Origin of the sequence: Haloarcula regularis, assembly GCF_029338315.1 — an archaeon.
Taxonomy (GTDB): Archaea; Halobacteriota; Halobacteria; order Halobacteriales; family Haloarculaceae; genus Haloarcula; species Haloarcula regularis.
Window position 1 is genome coordinate 683846 of record NZ_CP119794.1, and the last position, 15724, is coordinate 699569.

At 69.9% G+C, this 15724-nt stretch carries 15 protein-coding genes and 3 pseudogenes; 9 read left to right on the plus strand and 9 right to left on the minus strand.

The annotated features are described in order from the left end of the window. Positions 1-54: 54 nt before the first annotated feature. The 5 genes from P1N55_RS03630 to P1N55_RS03650 form a co-directional block, all read right to left on the minus strand. Entirely contained in the window at positions 55-543 is a 489-nt protein-coding gene (locus P1N55_RS03630; protein ID WP_276277629.1) for a cupin domain-containing protein, read from the minus strand. 41 nt (positions 544-584) lie between these two features. Continuing rightward, the gene (locus P1N55_RS03635; RefSeq protein ID WP_276277630.1) at positions 585-2771 is read right to left on the minus strand and encodes an OB-fold nucleic acid binding domain-containing protein; all 2187 of its coding nucleotides are present in this window, start codon (positions 2769-2771) and stop codon (positions 585-587) included. Between the two features lie 76 nt (positions 2772-2847). Beyond that, on the minus strand, positions 2848-3111 hold the full coding sequence (locus P1N55_RS03640; protein WP_276277631.1) for a hypothetical protein: 264 nt from the start codon (positions 3109-3111) through the stop codon (positions 2848-2850). A 38-nt stretch (positions 3112-3149) separates the two neighbouring features. Beyond that, complete coding sequence (locus P1N55_RS03645) at positions 3150-3767, minus strand: YIP1 family protein (protein WP_276277632.1); 618 nt, start codon at positions 3765-3767, stop codon at positions 3150-3152. A gap of 129 nt (positions 3768-3896) precedes the next feature. Then, positions 3897-4475, minus strand: coding sequence for an NADPH-dependent FMN reductase (locus P1N55_RS03650; RefSeq protein ID WP_276277633.1), 579 nt, complete (start codon positions 4473-4475; stop codon positions 3897-3899). A 368-nt stretch (positions 4476-4843) separates the two neighbouring features. Between P1N55_RS03650 and P1N55_RS03655 the strand changes: the two genes are divergently transcribed. The 7 genes and pseudogenes from P1N55_RS03655 to P1N55_RS03670 all read left to right on the plus strand — a co-directional run bounded on the left by P1N55_RS03655 (position 4844) and on the right by P1N55_RS03670 (position 9002). Then, a complete protein-coding gene (locus tag P1N55_RS03655) occupies positions 4844-5440 on the plus strand; it encodes a nitrous oxide reductase accessory protein NosL (protein WP_276277634.1) in 597 nt (198 codons plus the stop codon). A 102-nt stretch (positions 5441-5542) separates the two neighbouring features. Continuing rightward, positions 5543-6217: a nitrous oxide reductase accessory protein NosL gene (locus tag P1N55_RS19585; RefSeq protein ID WP_346429999.1), complete on the plus strand. Its 675-nt coding sequence runs from the start codon at positions 5543-5545 to the stop codon at positions 6215-6217. Between the two features lie 349 nt (positions 6218-6566). Next, positions 6567-6908, plus strand: a pseudogene (locus P1N55_RS19590) (right-handed parallel beta-helix repeat-containing protein); the annotation flags it as partial. A 122-nt stretch (positions 6909-7030) separates the two neighbouring features. Continuing rightward, positions 7031-7141, plus strand: a pseudogene (locus P1N55_RS19595) (hypothetical protein); the annotation flags it as partial. Positions 7142-7297: 156 nt separating this feature from the next. Further along, positions 7298-7468 carry a hypothetical protein gene (locus P1N55_RS19600; protein WP_346430000.1) on the plus strand — a complete coding sequence of 57 codons (171 nt, stop codon included), beginning with the start codon at positions 7298-7300 and terminating at the stop codon, positions 7466-7468. After that, positions 7465-8187 (plus strand): ABC transporter ATP-binding protein, encoded by a 723-nt coding sequence (locus P1N55_RS03665; protein ID WP_276277635.1) that lies wholly within the window; start codon positions 7465-7467, stop codon positions 8185-8187. The genes P1N55_RS19600 and P1N55_RS03665 overlap by 4 nt, the downstream gene beginning before the upstream one ends. Beyond that, positions 8184-9002 carry an ABC transporter permease gene (locus P1N55_RS03670; protein ID WP_276277636.1) on the plus strand — a complete coding sequence of 273 codons (819 nt, stop codon included), beginning with the start codon at positions 8184-8186 and terminating at the stop codon, positions 9000-9002. Before P1N55_RS03665 ends, P1N55_RS03670 begins: the two co-directional genes overlap by 4 nt. Before the next feature lie 42 nt (positions 9003-9044). Here P1N55_RS03670 and P1N55_RS03675 read toward each other — a convergent pair whose 3' ends face one another. The 3 genes from P1N55_RS03675 to P1N55_RS03685 all read right to left on the minus strand — a co-directional run bounded on the left by P1N55_RS03675 (position 9045) and on the right by P1N55_RS03685 (position 12570). Beyond that, positions 9045-9608 carry a nitrous oxide reductase accessory protein NosL gene (locus P1N55_RS03675; protein WP_276277637.1) on the minus strand — a complete coding sequence of 188 codons (564 nt, stop codon included), beginning with the start codon at positions 9606-9608 and terminating at the stop codon, positions 9045-9047. Between the two features lie 85 nt (positions 9609-9693). Beyond that, complete coding sequence (locus tag P1N55_RS03680) at positions 9694-10629, minus strand: HhH-GPD family protein (RefSeq protein WP_276277638.1); 936 nt, start codon at positions 10627-10629, stop codon at positions 9694-9696. Positions 10630-10683: 54 nt separating this feature from the next. Next, entirely contained in the window at positions 10684-12570 is a 1887-nt protein-coding gene (locus P1N55_RS03685) for a sensor histidine kinase (protein ID WP_276277639.1), read from the minus strand. Between the two features lie 152 nt (positions 12571-12722). Here P1N55_RS03685 and P1N55_RS03690 point away from each other — a divergent pair, with 152 nt between their 5' ends. Further along, positions 12723-13046, plus strand: a complete 324-nt coding sequence (locus P1N55_RS03690; RefSeq protein WP_276277640.1) for a hypothetical protein — start codon at positions 12723-12725, stop codon at positions 13044-13046. 15 nt (positions 13047-13061) lie between these two features. Here P1N55_RS03690 and P1N55_RS03695 read toward each other — a convergent pair. Beyond that, positions 13062-14326 (minus strand): annotated as a pseudogene (locus P1N55_RS03695) (MgtC/SapB family protein). Positions 14327-14452: 126 nt separating this feature from the next. On the opposite strand from P1N55_RS03695, the gene P1N55_RS03700 reads away from it, so the two are divergent. Beyond that, positions 14453-15718 carry an AI-2E family transporter gene (locus P1N55_RS03700; protein ID WP_276277641.1) on the plus strand — a complete coding sequence of 422 codons (1266 nt, stop codon included), beginning with the start codon at positions 14453-14455 and terminating at the stop codon, positions 15716-15718. The last annotated feature ends 6 nt before the right edge of the window (positions 15719-15724 follow it).

Sequence of the window (15724 nt, forward strand, 5' to 3'; positions counted from 1 at the left end):
CCGCGAAGAGACCGGAGACGCCGACGCCCGTCGTCCCGGGTCGTCGACACCTCGCTACGCCTCCCAGTACTCCAGTTCCGCGGTGGCGTCGACGAACTTCGAGAGGCGCCGCTCCTCGCCGTCGTCGCCTGGGGCCGCACCGGAGTACAGCCCGACCATCTCCCGGTCGGGATAGACGGTGATGTCGGGCTCGTTCATCGTCGAGACCATCAGGAACTCCAGACCGTCTTCGCCCGCCTCGATCTCGTGGGTGCCCGCCTCGCCGGCGGGCAGTGCCACGTAGTCACCGGCCGCGAGCCGATGCTCGTCGGCGTCGGGGCCCAGCCACAGGGTCCCGTCGCCCTCGCGGACGAAGATCGCTTCCTCGTTTCCCTCGTGGTAGTGTCTGAGCCACAGTCGCTTCCCGACGGGGACGGTATAGAGACTCGTCCCGAGTTCCTCGCCCCCGGCGGCCGCGCCGAGTTGCTTGCGCCGGAACTGCCGGTCGCCGTGGTCGTAATCGGTCCACTCGAGGTCCGCGACGTTGACGGGGCCGTCGCTCATGGCAGACAGGACGGCGCCGGCCGCAAAAAAGTCTCGGCGCGTTACAGGCGGTCCGAGAGGACCTTCAGCGTCGCGTCGAGGACGGCACCGCGCTCGCCGGCGAGGTACCGGACCGACCCCTCGCGGACGCTCCGGGTCGCCACGCCGCCTTCGGGGGCCTCCGCGGCGACCGCCTCCGCCAGGTCGTGTAAGTCGACGTCGGCGTCGGTGCGGACGTACAGCGTGTCGGTCGAGATGCCGACCAGCGCGTCGGCCTCGTCGCGGACGTCGCGGTGGAGTTCGTCGAGCAGGAGCGTCTCCGGCGGGAACTCGTACTGGTGGGAGAACGCGTCCGTGTCGAGGACGGCGATACGTGCGTCCCCGACCGTCTGGTAGTCGAGGTTCGCGCGGGCCGTCGCCACCTCGGTGTCGACCTTCTCGCGGAACTGCTCGGCGATGTGGCCCGCCAGGTCGCCGATGTCCTCGTCCTCGTCGCCGAACACGAGGTCGGTGATGAGTTCGCGCTTGTCCTCGTAGGACTGGTAGAACGCCTCCAGGGCGACGGCCTCGCGCAGTTGCGCGATGGCCCCGGCGTCGTAGCCTGCCTCGGCAGCGAGGGCGACGTAGGCGTCGGGAGCGTCCTCCCAGAAGCTCACGGCCGGGAGGTGGCGCAGGTCCTCGCGGACGGCCTCGTTGACGTGGGCGGCGAGGTTTGCCGCCAGCGTGGTCGCCGTCGTGGTCGCCGCACCGGAGGCGGACGGGGAGACGACGGCGTCGACGGCCGCGGCGATTTCGTCGTCGACGGCGATGTCGTCGACGACCAGGGTGGGGGCACCGTAGACCTCGAGCAGGTCGAACCCGTCGAGACTCTCGCGCGTGCCGCCGGCGGCGACGAACACGAACAGCGGGAGCTTCTCGTCGTGGCGCTCGCGGTTGTCCAGCATGGTCGTCACGTCCTTCGTGGCGTCGTCCATGTCGTAGACGCCGCCCTCGAGCGGCCGGCGGTCGAAGTAGTGGTACTGCGCGTCGACCCGGCGGTGCTCGTCAGTGACCAGCGGCAGCGTCGCGCGCTCCAGGGCGCTCCCCGCGAGGTAGCCGTCGGCGGTGTTGGCGTGGCGGACGATGACCGGCCGGTCGGTGAGGACCGCCCGGCGGATGAGCGTCGCGGCCTCGATGAGTTCTTCGCCGAGCTGTTCGACGACCTCGTCCTCGGCCAGCGGGTCGACGGCGTCGGGCCGGGCCTGCTCGTCTAAGGCGTCGGCGAGTCGCTGTTCGACCTCGTCGCGCGCCTCGGCCTCCAGCACCGTCAGGTCCGCCGTCTCGACCTGGATCTCGCCGCGACGCCGCCGGACCTCGCCCTCGAGCGTCACGAGGTCGGTCTCCTCGACGTCGGGGTACGCCCGCACGCCGGCCTCGACGAAGGCGGCGCAGTCGACGGTGCCGGTCGTATCCTGGAGCTCGAAGACCGTCGGCCCAGAGGTCTGTCGGATGCCGACGACCTCGCCCTCGAGGCGGACGTCCTCGCCGACGTGGTCCGCCAGGTCGCCGATGTCGGCGGCGACCGGTTCGGCCGCCGTCTCCGACTCCGACTCCGACTGCTCGACGACGGCGGCACCGCCACCGGTCGACGTCGTGGTCTCGCTCTCGTCGGTCGTCCCGACGGTGCCGCCGGCGCCCTCTACCCGGTCGGCGTCGCCGGTCTGGCTCACTTCGCCGGCGGAGGGGTCGGTGGTCGATTCGTCGTCCCGCTCGCCCTCCTGTGTGTCGTCGGCCTCCGCGTCGTCGGCCTGTGTGTCGTCACTTGAGGGTCGGTCGTCGGTCTGTACGTCGTCGGCATCTGTGTGGTCGGCTTCCCCCTCGAGTTCCTCGAGCTCGACCGCGTGGCCGATCTCGGGGTCGTCGACGAGGACGCCACGGAACTCGCGCTCGGACTGGCGGATGGACCAGCCGAGATCGATGTTCCCGTTGTCCCGGACGTTCTTGACCTGGACGTAGACGGTATCGCCCGGCTCCCAGTCGAGGGAGTCGAGCCGTCGGTCCAGTTCACTCCGGTGGAGGAGGCCGGTGACGCTGTCGCCGATGTTGACGAAGACGCCGAACTCGGCGAAGCCGTCCACGTTCCCCCGGTAGTACCGGCCGACCGTCAGCTGGTCGGGGCGGTGGCCGCGGAACTCGAACAGCGCGTCTTCTTCGTGGATGTCACAGATGCTTCCGTCGACAGATTTGCCGCAGATGATACACGAACCCATTGAGAGGAGTGAATAGTTCGGCCCTAAAACTGTTGTCGAAATTACTGCGAGAATCTCCCGGCGACCGACCGGGTGTTCACTCGACCAGGTCGCTCTCGGATTCGAGCAGTTCGAGGCCGTCAGCGACCGCCTGGACCTGTTCCGGGAACAGCGCCACCTCCACGACGCTGCCCTGGTCGTCCTCGAAGGCGATTTTCACGCGTTCGTCGCCGAACTCCCGGACGTCCACCCCCTCGACGTCGTAGAGCTTGACCGTCGCCCGCTTGTTCGACGCGCCGATGTTCTTGAACGCGCCGTCTTTCAGTTCGAGCATGAAGTCGTCAATGTCCAGACTCAGCATAGCCGAAGGCGGGCGCGCCTGGCATAAAAACCCCGCCGTCAGAACAGCACCGAGAGTGCGAGGAAGCCGCGGAACCCGTACCCGAAGACGATAGCGGCGGGGACGGCGCCGACGAGAACCGCCTTCCCGAGGCCGACGTCGTGGACCACCGTCGTCCCGATAACGTAGAGTCCCGCGCCCCACGCGGTCACGAGCACTCTGACCTCCGGGTGCGGGAGGCCGGCGAGGACACATGGCGCCATCGCGTAGCACATGACCTGGACCGTCTCGCTGACCCCGCCGCGGTTCTCGGCGACGGGGGCCAGCAGGAGCGTCTGGAGCGCCGCGGTCAGGTGCACCGTCGCGGGCATCACGAAGACGACGACGCCCAGCATCGCCAGGAGGGCGACGCCGGGCGAAAAGTCGCCGATCGCCGGATACGCGAACGGACCGGTCGAGACGACGCCCCGCGCCGCCAGCCTCGCCACCGCGAACCGGCTGGCCTCCTCGAGCAAGACGACACCCGCGGCGAACACGAGTCCGGGGGCCTGGTCGCCGGGCGCGACGCCCACCTCGAAGAACCGCCGCGGCCGGACGAGTATCTCGGCCCACGCGCGGAGGACTGCGGCCGGACCGCGGTCACGCCCACCGGTCGGGTTCTCGACCCACTGTGTCACACCCGGCAACTAGACTGGGTGGCTTTGACCGTTTCCTTCTCTGCCCGTACGGCCGGCGTTCGACGGCGGTGTGGGCGTACAGCGGGCGACGGGGGCCTACGGTTCGGGCACGCAATGCGGCCCGCACGGCTACTCTTCTGCACCGACGTTCTCCGTGCTCTCGAAGCTCGGCGGGTCAGGTTCGATGTTCGCGAACTGGACGGCCTCCTCGCCGAGTTTGACCACGCGGTCCTCGATGCCGTCGTCGGTGATCCGGCCGTCCTCGACGACGTCTCTGGCACGGGGAATGGCCGCCTGGTGGGGGATGACCCAGCAGTCGAGCGCCCGACAGACCGACCGGAGGTGTTCGAGGGCGGTGATCGGGAAGCCGCCGCCGGCCACGGCCAGCAGGCCGACCGTCTTGTGCTCGAACTCGTCGAACCCGCAGTAGTCGAGCGCGTTCTTCAGCGGCGCCGAGAACGACCCGTGGTAGACCGGCGTCCCCAGGAGCATCGAGTCGGCGTCGCGCACCCGCCGGGCGAACGCGTCGGCGTCGCCGGCCGACCGGTCGTCCGCGTCGAAGACGGGCAGATCGAACGTCCGAAGGTCGAGCAGTTCCGTCGTCGCGCCAGTCGCCTCGGCGGCCGCGAGCGCCCGTTCGATGCCGACGCGCGTGTAACTCTCGTCCCTGAGGCTACCGACGATACCGACGACGTGTGGTCCGGTCATACCGTTTCGAACGCGCGCCGGGGATAAACGACCAGCGGTGGCGGCGACCCACCGCAGCGCGCTTTCGACGCCTGCACCATAGCGTACAATACTGTCAGCCACGTACGAACCCGTATGGAAGACCGACCCTCCGAGACCGACCGGCGGCGGTTACTCGCTCTACTGGGAAGCGGGCTCGCAGTCGGTCTCGCCGGGTGTGGTGGCGACGGCGAGCCCACTCCCACCGACACGCCCACGCCGACCGAGAGCGAGGGCGTCCCGGCGGCCTACGAGACGGCGACCAGCCTCGGCGGCAGCCAGCGCGATCCCTCGTCGCTCGTCTCGAAGTCGGCCGTCAGTTACCAGGAGGAACCGAGCGACGGACAGCAGTGCTCGAACTGCCACTCTACATCCCGGACAAGAACGGGGACGGCCTGGGCGCGTGTGCCGTCGTCGAGGGGACCATCGCCCCCGAAGCCTGGTGTACGAGTTACGCCGCCCACGAGACGACGGCCACCGGGACCGAGACGCCCGCGGCGTCGCTGGACGAACCGGTCACGGTCCCGGCCGAGGGGTCCTGTCCGGTCTGTCAGATGGTCCCCGCGGACTATCCCGACTGGAACGCGCAGGTGGTCCACGAGGACGGCGAGCGGGCCTTCTTCGACACGAGCGGTTGTCTAGTCGCCTACTACGCGGTGCCCGACCGGTTCGCCGCCACCGACGCCCCTATCAGCGGCGTCTGGGTCACCGACTTCGAGACCCGCGAGACCATCGACGGACTGACCGCCCACTACGCGCTGGAGACCGACCCCGACCGGGTGGACGACCCGATGATGCGCAACCCCGCGCCATTCGCCGACCGGGCGGATGCCGTGGCGTACGTCGACGCCGTGGACTACCTGACGGCCGACGACGTGGTCGGCATCGAGGCCTTCGACCGCGAACTGGCCGAACAGTACCGCGGCCGGTTCTTCGAGGAGGGGTGACCGGGCGATGAGGCTTGCGGGGGCGGTGTCGCGAGCGGTCCCGCTGGCCGAACGGCCACCGCGAGGACTTTCACCCGCCACGAGAGTAGACAGGATACACTGATGTGGCTCGAAGACGCGACCGTCGAGGACTGGGCCGTTGCCACCGCGGTTGTGGTCGTCGTGAGCCTCGCCGTCGGATCGTTCGCGGTGGACGTGAGCGCGGCCACGCCAGACCCGGTGCCGTTCGAGGACACCGTCGAACTCGGGGCGTCGATGGAGACCGAACAGGCGGCGGCCCACCGCGACCTCTCGATCCCGAAGGCCGAGATATTCTACTCGCAGTACCGCTTCGTCGTCGGGTACGCCGGCGTGGGACAGGCGGTGGCCGCGCTGAACGAACCCGGCCGGGAACAGCAGTTCGGCTACCCGCTCGCCGTCTACGTCTCCGACTACAGCGAGGTGACGCCGACGTGTCGGGACGACGGGTCGCTGACGGCCTCGCGCAGACCCGACTGGGTGGCGGCCCAGGACGCGACGTTCGTCGTCGGGAGCGATGCGCGCATCCCGTCCGGGCCGGTGGTCGTGCCGTTCGCGTCGCCCGACAGCGCGGCCGCGTTCGCCGACCGGTGTGGCGGGGAGACGGTCGACTGGGCCACGCTCCGCGAGCGCGACTTCGAGTTGCTCCGGGCGACCGACGTGCGCGAGCGGGTCGACGACCGGCGCGCCCTGGCAGACCGGCGCGTCGAGGCGCTCGCCCACGCTGGACCGGCCCGTTTCGGTCGTCGTGGGCCGTGACGCACCGACGATACAGGCGGCCGTCGACGCGGCGCCACCGAACACGACCGTCCTCGTCCCCGCGGGGACCTACCGGGAGGAGGTTCGGATAGCCAAGCCGGTCACCGTCCGGGGGCAGAACGCGAGTCTCGTCGGGTCCGGGAACGGGACCGTCGTCCGGGTGACGGCCGACCGGGTCACCCTGACCGGGCTCGCGATCTCCGGCGTCGGGAACGCCACGCTGAACCGCACGACCCGCACCGAGGGCACCGACGGCACGGGCGGCTGGGACACCAAGATTCTGCACAGTTACGGCGGCGGCGATGCCGGCGTCGCGGCGGTGAACGCATCGTCGCTGCTAGTTGCGGACGTGACCGTCGAGACGCCGGCCAACGGCATCCTGTTGCGCCGGAGCGAGGGGACCGTCGTGCGCGACGTCACCGTCAACGGGACCGCAGAGTGGCGTGACGGATTCATGGGCGTCATCGCCATGAACGCGCCGGTGGTCGTCCAGGACTCGACGCTGCGGGGCGGCCGCGACGGCGTCTACCTCCACCGCGCCCACGGCACCGTCGTCAGGAACAACACCTTCCTGAGCGGCCGGTTCGGGACGCACCTGATGTACACCTCCGACACCCTGGTCGCGGATAACCGGGCCCGCGGGCAGCTGTACTCCGGCATCGTCGTCATGACCGAACCGACCGGGAACGCCGTCGTCGGCAACGACGTGCGTCACTCGGGCAGCGGTATCGCCACCGCTGGGTCACGGAGTACGTCGCCGAGAACGTCGTCGTCGGAACCCGACGGGGCATCACGACCAACGCCGTCCAGTCGCTGTACGAGCACAACGTGCTCTACGACAACGAGGTCGGCGTCGTCGCCGAGAACGTCATCCCCTCGAATCGTGTCGTCGGGAACGACTTCGTCGCGAACGACCGCCACGCCACTGCCGGTACCGGACCGCTGCGCATCTACACCCACGACGGCCGGGGGAACTACTGGGCGGGCGCGTACGACATGGCCGGGACTGCCGCCACACTCGACCGGGCCTACTCGCCCACGGACGCCGTCGACAGGCGACTCCACCGAACGGACGCGGCCGTGACGCTGAGCGCCGCGCCCAGCGTCCGTGGCGTCCGGGCACTGCGGGGGACGACGCCCGGCTTCCGCAAGGCGAGCATCGTGGACCTCGCTCCGCTTCGTGACCCGGCGAACCCGGGATTGCTGGCGTCGGCGCGCAACGAGACCGAACCCGGAGGTGCCCCGGCGTGACCGACCCGTCACTGACGGCGGAGGGCGTGACGCGACGCTTCGGCGATGTCACCGCGCTCTCGGACGTGACCGTCGAGGTGCCCGCCGACGCCATCACGGCGCTCGTCGGCCCGAACGGGTCCGGGAAGACCACGCTGTTGCGGTTGCTCGTCGGCCTCGACTCACCCACCACGGGCACCATCGCCTACGAAGGGCCGTCGGCGACGCGCCGGCTGGGGTACCTTCCACAGCGGCCGACCTTCCGTCCGGGCTTTACCGCCCGCGAGACGCTTGCGTTCTACGCCGACCTGGTCGACGACGACCCCGACCGACTGCTCGAACGCGTGGGCCTCGACGCGGTCGCCGACCGTCGTGTCGAGGCGCTCTCGGGCGGGATGACGCGATTGCTCGGCATCGCGCAGGCGCTGACCGGCGACCCGCCGGTGGTCGCGCTCGACGAACCCGCGAGCGGGCTGGACCCGGAGATGAGCCGGCACGTCTTCGACGTGGTCGACTCCATCGCGGCGGACGGCCGGGCGGTCGTGCTCTGTTCGCACGAGCTGCCGCTGGTCGAGGCGACGGCCGACCGCGTGGTCGTCCTGGACCAGGGGGCCGTCGTCGCGACGGACACGCCGGCGGCGCTCCGCGAGCGAACCGGAGGCCCGCTCCACGAGACGTTCTCGGCACTCCTGGACCGCGACGCCGAACCGGTCCGGGCCCAGGTGGAGGGTGGGGAATGACGGGGACGCGAGCCCGACTGTGGACGGTCGTCCGGCGCGAACTCCGCGGGGCGGTCCGGACACGGACCTACGTCTTCCTGGCCCTGGCGCTGACCGGCGTGGCTTTCGGCGTGGCCCGGGCGGGCGGCGGGCCGTCCGGGGGCTACGTCCCCACCGTCGTCGACGTCCTGCTCGTCGTGGAGGTACTCGTCCCAACCGTCGCCTTCGCCGTCGGCTACCGCGCCATCGTCGACGACGCGGTCCGGGGCGAACTCGACGTCCTCAGGACGTACCCGCTGCCGACGTGGGCCTACGTGACCGGCGTCTACGTCGGCCGGGCGGTGGCGCTGCTCGCGGTCACGGTGGTCCCGCTTGCACTGCTGGGCGTCCACGTGGCGACCACGTCCGGGCCAGAGATAACCGTCTTCGCGAGCCACCGGGGCATCGACTCGCCGTTCCTCTACGTGCGCTTCCTGACCCTGACGGCGCTGCTGGCGCTGGTGTCGCTTGCCATCGCGCTGGCGCTGTCGGCCGTGGCGGGGTCGGGCCGGAGCGCCATCCTGCTGGCCGTCGCGGGGCTCCTGCTGGTCGTCGTCGGGACGGACGTCGCGCTCTTCGGCGCGCTGGATGCGGGCCTGGCGAGCGAGGGCGGGTTGGGCGCCGCGCTGGCGCTCTCGCCGACCAGCGCCTATCGCGGGCTGGTCTTCGAGACGGTGCTGTACGTCGCCTTCGAGGGGCGGTCGGGGTTCGTCGCCCCGATACTCGCCTGGGTCAGCCTGGTCGGCTGGGTGGTCCTCTCGCTCGCCGGGGCCACGGCCGCCGTCGAGTACCGCTGAGAGTCCAGTCTCCCCCTCGGAGCGTCGACCGTCGACGACCAGTCAGAGACTCTCGAGGAGTTCGCGCGAGATGGACTCGGCGGGGATGCGTTCACCGCCGTAAGAGTTGATGAACGCGTCGGCGGCGTCGGGGTCGCTGAAAGGCACGAGCGCGGGCCCCATCGCCCCGACGACGTCGGACCCGACGACCACCTCCAGCTCGTCGCTGGGCGCGAAGGCCTCGGCACCCAGATGTGCCGAGACGAACTGCGACCCGCCCTCGGTCTGGACGGCGTAGTCGACCGTCGCGTAGTCGGTGAGGTACGTGACCCGGACCTGCCACCCCCGATCGCTCGCGGCGAAGCGGTGCCGGTAGGTACAGATGGTGCTGCAGAACCTCGCCGGTGGGTCGTGTCCCGCCGGCGAGTTGTCGCGGTAGTACGTCTGTCCCGACGGGCCGGGGTGCTGGTCGACTATCATCCCGCACTGGTCGCAGTGCTGGCCGGCGTCGAGCGCGATCGGCGCTGGGCGGTCCGCACTGCCGAGACACCCGGCGACTGCGGCGAGGCCGGCCCCGGCCACCAGGAGGCGGCGCCGGGACACGCCGGTAGGCTCGTGGTCGCTCATACGGGAGGCTACGTGGCACCGGCAGAAAGCACTCGTGGTGCAGCCGTCGAAACTGTCGTGCCCAGCACCTGGCGCAATCGCCGTCTCAGGACCGGAGCCGCGCGACGGGCTGGCCGTCGCGGCGGTCCAGTTCGACCAGGCCGTCGGCAGCCAGGTCGCTGCACAGGTCGCGCAACCACGCGCGCCCGTGCTCGCCGTCGGGCGCGTAGTCCACCCGGACGCGCGGACCGAGGTCGTCCAGGGGCAGTTCGTCGTACTCTTTCAGGACCGAGACGACGCGGCCCCGCATCTGCCGGCGACTCCCCTCGAACGCCGGCTGGGTGGGCACGTCCGGTGCGGTGAAATCGCCCGACTGGTACGCGCCACACCACTGTCGCCACGGACAGCCGGCTTCGTCACACCGTGGCGTCTTCCCGCAGGCCACGCCGCCAAGTTCCATGATCGCGTTGTTCCAGGTGCGCGACTCGCCCTCGGGCATGAGGTGGGCCGCGCCTGTCTCGAAGGCCGCGTCGTCGTCGGGGACGCCGAACGCGCGGTAGAGCACCCGCTTGACGTTGGTGTCGACCACCGCGCCGCCGTTGTTGAACGCGAACGAGGCGACGGCGTTGGCGGTGTACGGACCGACCCCCATCAGGTCCGCGAGGCCGTCGGGGTCGCGGGGCCACGCCCCGCCGTACCCCGCTGTGACCTGTCGCGCGGCCTCGTGGAGGTACTTCGCCCGGTTGTTGTAGCCCAGCGAGTGGTCCGTCCAGAACCCGACCACGTCGGCCCGGTCGGCGGCAGCCAGGTCCTCGACCGACGGCCACTGCTCGAGGAAGTCCGTCCAGGCGTCGACCACCCGGTCGAGCTGGGTCTGCTGGCTCATCACCTCCGAGACGAGAATCGGGTAGGGGTCGTCGGTACGGCGCCACGGGTAGTCCCGGTGGTCGTCGTCGTACCACTCGACGAGCGCTCGCTGGACGGCCGCCGGGTCGGCCGGCAGGTCGCCGGGCAGGTCCGTCGCTGTCGACTGGTCGGTCATCCAGCGAGGGTTGGGCGGGTCCCGGTATGGACCTGGCGGTCCGTGGCGGGCGAGTCAGTCCTCGTCGGAGCCGCCCCACTCGAACCGCTCGTCGGCGGCGTCCTCGCCGTCGGTCACGTCCGCGAAGACGAACATCGCCCCGTCCCCGGCGGTCGTATCCACGTACAGGCGCCAGCCGTGTGCCTGCGCGATGGTCTCGGCGATAGAGAGCCCCAGTCCCGTCCCCGTCTCGCTGGTCGTGTACCCGTAGTCGAAGACGTCGCCGGCCGCGTCTTCGTCGATGCCGGGGCCGTCGTCGGCGACGTAGAACCCGTCGTCGAGGTCGCCGACTTCGACCGAGACGTCCGGGCCGCCGTGTTCGACGGCGTTCCGGAAGAGGTTCTCGAGCGCGCGGAGCAACCGCGAGCGGTCGGCCTCGACGATCCGGTCGGCCGTGACGGTGAGCGTCGCCGCTTCGCCGTCGATGCTCGCCCAGGCGTCCTCGGCGGCCTCGCGCAGCGAGACGGGCGACGGGTCCCGGACGGTCGCCCCCTCGCGGGCCAGGGTCAGCACGTCCTCGATTATCGCCTCCATCCGGTCGTGAGCGCGTTCGAGCGACTCGGTGTGCTCCCGGATCGCCTCCTGGTCGGCCTCCTCGAGGGACGCCAGTTCCGCCTCGAGGAGTTCGACCTGCCCGCGGGCGACCGTCAGCGGGTTGCGGAGATCGTGGGAGAGCGTCGAGGCGAACTGTTCCAGGCGCTCGTTCTGTCGTTCCAGTTCCCGGTTCGACCGTTCGGCCGCCTGCCGGGCCCGCTCTACCTCGCGTATCTGCTCGCGGAGGGCGTCGCGCATGCTGGAAAGCGACGTGAACAGGCGCCCGACCTCGTCGTCGCGGTCGGTTTCGAGGTCGACGTCTAAGTTCCCGCGCTCCATCTCGCGGGTCCGTCGCCGGAGTTCGACCAGTGGCGTGACCGTCTGTCTGCCGATGACGACGCCGACGAGCGCCAGCGAGGCCACGGCCGTCCCGACGAGCAGCACCACCGCGCTCCGGACGGTCCGGGCGGTATCGTAGAGCATCGACGCCTCGGCGGCGGTGACGGCCACCCAGCGGGAGTTCCCCACCGGAGCGTAGGCGAGCACCGCGTCGCCCTGCTGGTCGGTCGTCGCGATACCACGTCGCGCCCGCGCTACTTGCTCGTCGGCGATCGGGATGTCCGCGGTCGCCCCGTCGGCCCCGAGCACCGGGACGCCCGACCCGTTCAGCACCACCGACGGAGTCTCGTCGTCACCCGTCCGGAGGAGACGGCGCTGTTCCGCGGCGCTGGCGACCAGCACGAGCACGCCGGAGGCGTTCCTGACGGGGCTCGCGACCGACAGTGCGAGCGAGCCGTCGCGCTCGTATGCGGTGCCCGAAACGCTCACGGCCGTGGTGGCCGAGGCATTGCTCGCTACCCGCTCGACCAGGGCGTGCCAGTCAGCGTGCCGTGGCGCGCCCGTCTCGCCGGCGGTCGGTTCCGTGCTGGCCACGACGCGGTGCTCGGACCCGGACGTATCCACGTAATGAAGGGCGAGGACCGGTTCGGCCGCCGTCGCGTGGACCTCGCGCAGATAGCGGGTCGTCGCTTCCGGACTGCTCCCGTACACGTCGGCGACCGAGTAGTCCCGCACCTGCGCTTCGAGCGTCGCGCGCCACTCGCCGACCGACGCCGCTCGCCGTTCCGTGGTCGCCTCCAGGTTCTCCGTCGCCTCCGCGGAGACGTCGTTGTAGGTCTGGACGTAACTCACTGCCCCGGCCGTAGAGACGAACAGCACGACGAGCAGGAGTGCGAGTGCGAGCTTCGCCACGTAGCGGTTCGCGAACGCGCCCAGGCGAGTGCCGGCCGAATCGAGAGTTTCGTCGCTCCCCGACCCACTCACACCGGCCCCGCTGTCGGACGACCCATGCTCCCCGTCGTTCCCCATGGTCGAATCTCACCGAGAACCTGTCGGCGAGTCAGGTGCAAGCATTTACCGCGATTTTATATTAAACGTTGTCATATCCGGGCGCCGGCACGACCGACAGCGACCGGACGCGAGTCGGAAGGCGTTTGTTCGGCCGACTGCTGACTCGTCTCATGTCCCTCGAAGACCTGCAGGACGATGTCACGGACGCCTACGCCGACTTCGGTTCGGAACTCGCCGTCGGCCTGGACCGGGAGACGAAGAACGAACTGGCGATGCTGTCGGTGGCACTCGATCCCGAGGACACCGACGAGCTGGTCCGGCGGGCCGTCCACATGCTCTTCCAGTCGGCCGTCGAACGCGGCACGCTCGACTTCCATCTCCGGTCGGGGTACGACTGTACCTACGACGAGTACCTCTCGGGCATGACCTACGACGAGATGACCGGTGGCCCGACGCCCCAGCAGGACGACGACGACAGGCGCTATCAGTTCTGAGCGACGACTCCCCGGTCAGACGAGCAACACGACGGCCGACAGCCCGGCCACCGCGAGGACGGCCACACTCCAGAGGGCGACCCGGCCGGCCAGTCGTCGGTCGGGGCCGGTCGCGGTGAGCGCGGCCTTGACGAGGACGCTCGCGGCCGTCGCGGTCAGTATCGAGACCATCGCGGTCTGCTGGCCGATGTCGCCGGCCCGGTAGAGCAGGACCGCAGAAGTGGTCGCGCCCGCGCTCGAGACCAGCCCGGTGACGGCCGAGGTGACCGCCAGCCCCGCCGACCCGAACCGCGCGCTGGCGACGCCGCCGACGACGACGATAACGAGGAAGACACCGCCGAAGCCGAGTGCGTTCCGGAGCGAGAAGGGGCTCTCGAGGTCCATCTCGACCGACGCCGACCAGTCGGCCGTGTAGGTCGCGACGGCTACCGTCCCGACGACGATGACCACCAGCGGGACGAGGGCGGCGAGGAGCGCCCCTTCCTGGAGGGTGAAGACGAGCGCGATGAGGAGGTTCCGGAACGCCATCGCCGCGTCGGCCAGCAGGATGGCCGCGAGCGCGTACGTGGCCGCGGCGGGATGCTGGTCGACGTGGTCGAGCATCGTGCCGACGACGGCCGTCGAGGAGGCGAGGCCGCCGAAGAACCCGGTGACGACGATGCCCCGCCCGCCGTACGACCGGACGATAGCGTAGTTGACGATGCCGATTCCGGCGACGAACACCACCATCAGCCAGATGACCCGGAGTTCGAGCGTGACCGCCGAGAGCGCCCCGGCAGGGGCACCGGTTCGCGGGGCAGGAGGGGGAAGACGACGAACGCCAGGATGGCGAACTCGGTCGCCGAGCGCAGCTCGGCCCGACTCAGCCCCCAGGCGAACCCGTGCAGTTCCCGCTTGAGCACGAGCAACAGCGAGGAGAACACGGTGACGACGACGCCCTCCAGGATGTAGTCGTTGGCGACGAGGACGCCGATGCCGTAGGAGACCAGGAGCGAGACGGACGTCGTCAGTGCCAGGCTCTCCTCCTTGCCGGTGAGCAGCCCCTCGACGGCGAGCAAGACCCCGTGGACGATGACGAGCACGCCGCCCAGGACCAGCAGCGTCTCGCTCCCGACGATAGTGAACACCGCCCCCAGCAGGCTAAAGAGGGCGAAGGTCCGGATGCCGGCGGACTTGTGCGACCACTCGCGTTCGAGCCCCAGAAACATCCCGAGCGCCGCCGCAAGCGAGATCCGCAGCACCGCCGTGTCGAGGGGGATCGCCCCGAGCTGGAGTCCCATCACCGAGAGATCTCACGGAACCGATTTAATATCCCACGGTCGCCCGTGCGCGTCGGGAAGGAAGGGAGCCGGGACGATCAGTCACCGCAGCACACTTTTTTCCCCACCCGTGTGGTACGGGCGAGCATGGTTTCGTCCGACCTCGACATCGACTGGCCCCGTGCCTTCTGGATCGGGTTCGGGGTGGTCCTCGCGGCCGTCCTCCTGTTCGTCCTCTACTCGTTTATCGGCACGTTCGTCTTCGGGGTGTTCCTCTACTACGCGACCCGCCCCATCTACCGGCGCGTCCACAGACGGGTTCGCCAGCGGACCCTCGCGGCCACCCTCTCGCTGTCGCTGTTCGCGCTCCCGCTCATCGTCCTGCTGTACTACACGCTCGCCATCGCGGTTCAGGAGTTCAGCCGGTTCGCGGAGTCGGCGAACTTCGGGCCGTTCGAGGAGTTCGTCTCTCCGTACGTCAACGTCTCGGCGCTCGTCCAGAATCCGCAGGCGCTGCTCACCGACGCCGGGAGCACGGGCGTGTTCGTCGACTCGGCTGCCCAGCTGCTCAACTTCCTCGGCATCATCGGGACGGGACTGGTCCACGGGTTCGTCATGCTGGCGTTCGCGTTCTACATGCTCCGGGACGGCGGTCGGCTCGCGGAGTGGTGCAAGAACTACCTGGACCATCGGGGCAACCTGGATCGCTACTTCTCGGAGGTGGATCGCAGTTTCGACCGGGTGTTCTACGGGAACATCCTCAACGCCATCGTGACCGGGGCCATCGGTGCCATCGCGTTCAGCCTCGTCGACGCAGTGGCGCCGGCCGGCCTCTCTGTTCCGTATCCCGCGCTGACGGGCCTGCTGGCCGGCGCGGCCAGTCTCATCCCCGTCATCGGGATGAAGATCGTCTACGTCCCGATGGCCGGCTACCTCGCGCTCGGAGCGGGCATCCAGGGCGACGGCTGGTGGTTCGTCGGCCTGTTTGTCGCCGTAGCGCTCGTCGTGGTCGATACGATACCGGATCTCATCATCCGACCCTACGTCTCGGGCGGCGGGTCGCTGTCTATCGGACCCTTCGGAACGAAGACGGGCCAGTTCGAGGACCAGCCGGGGCTGCACACGGGGACACTGATGTTCGCGTACATCCTGGGGCCGTTCATGTTTGGCTGGTACGGCATCTTCCTGGCGCCGATGATTCTCGTCCTCGTCGTCCACTTCGCCCGGTTCGTCCTCCCGGAACTGCTCGAGGGCCAGCCTATCGAACCCAGAGTGATCGACCCGACGAACTTCGCGGGCCAGGATACGGACGCGACGGCGTCCGCTATGGAGTCAGAAGACGCCGACCAGTCCGGAGGGAGGGCCGGCAGGCAGGGAGGGCCGGCGCCGTCGGCCGACCCGACCAGCGAGTGAGTCCCG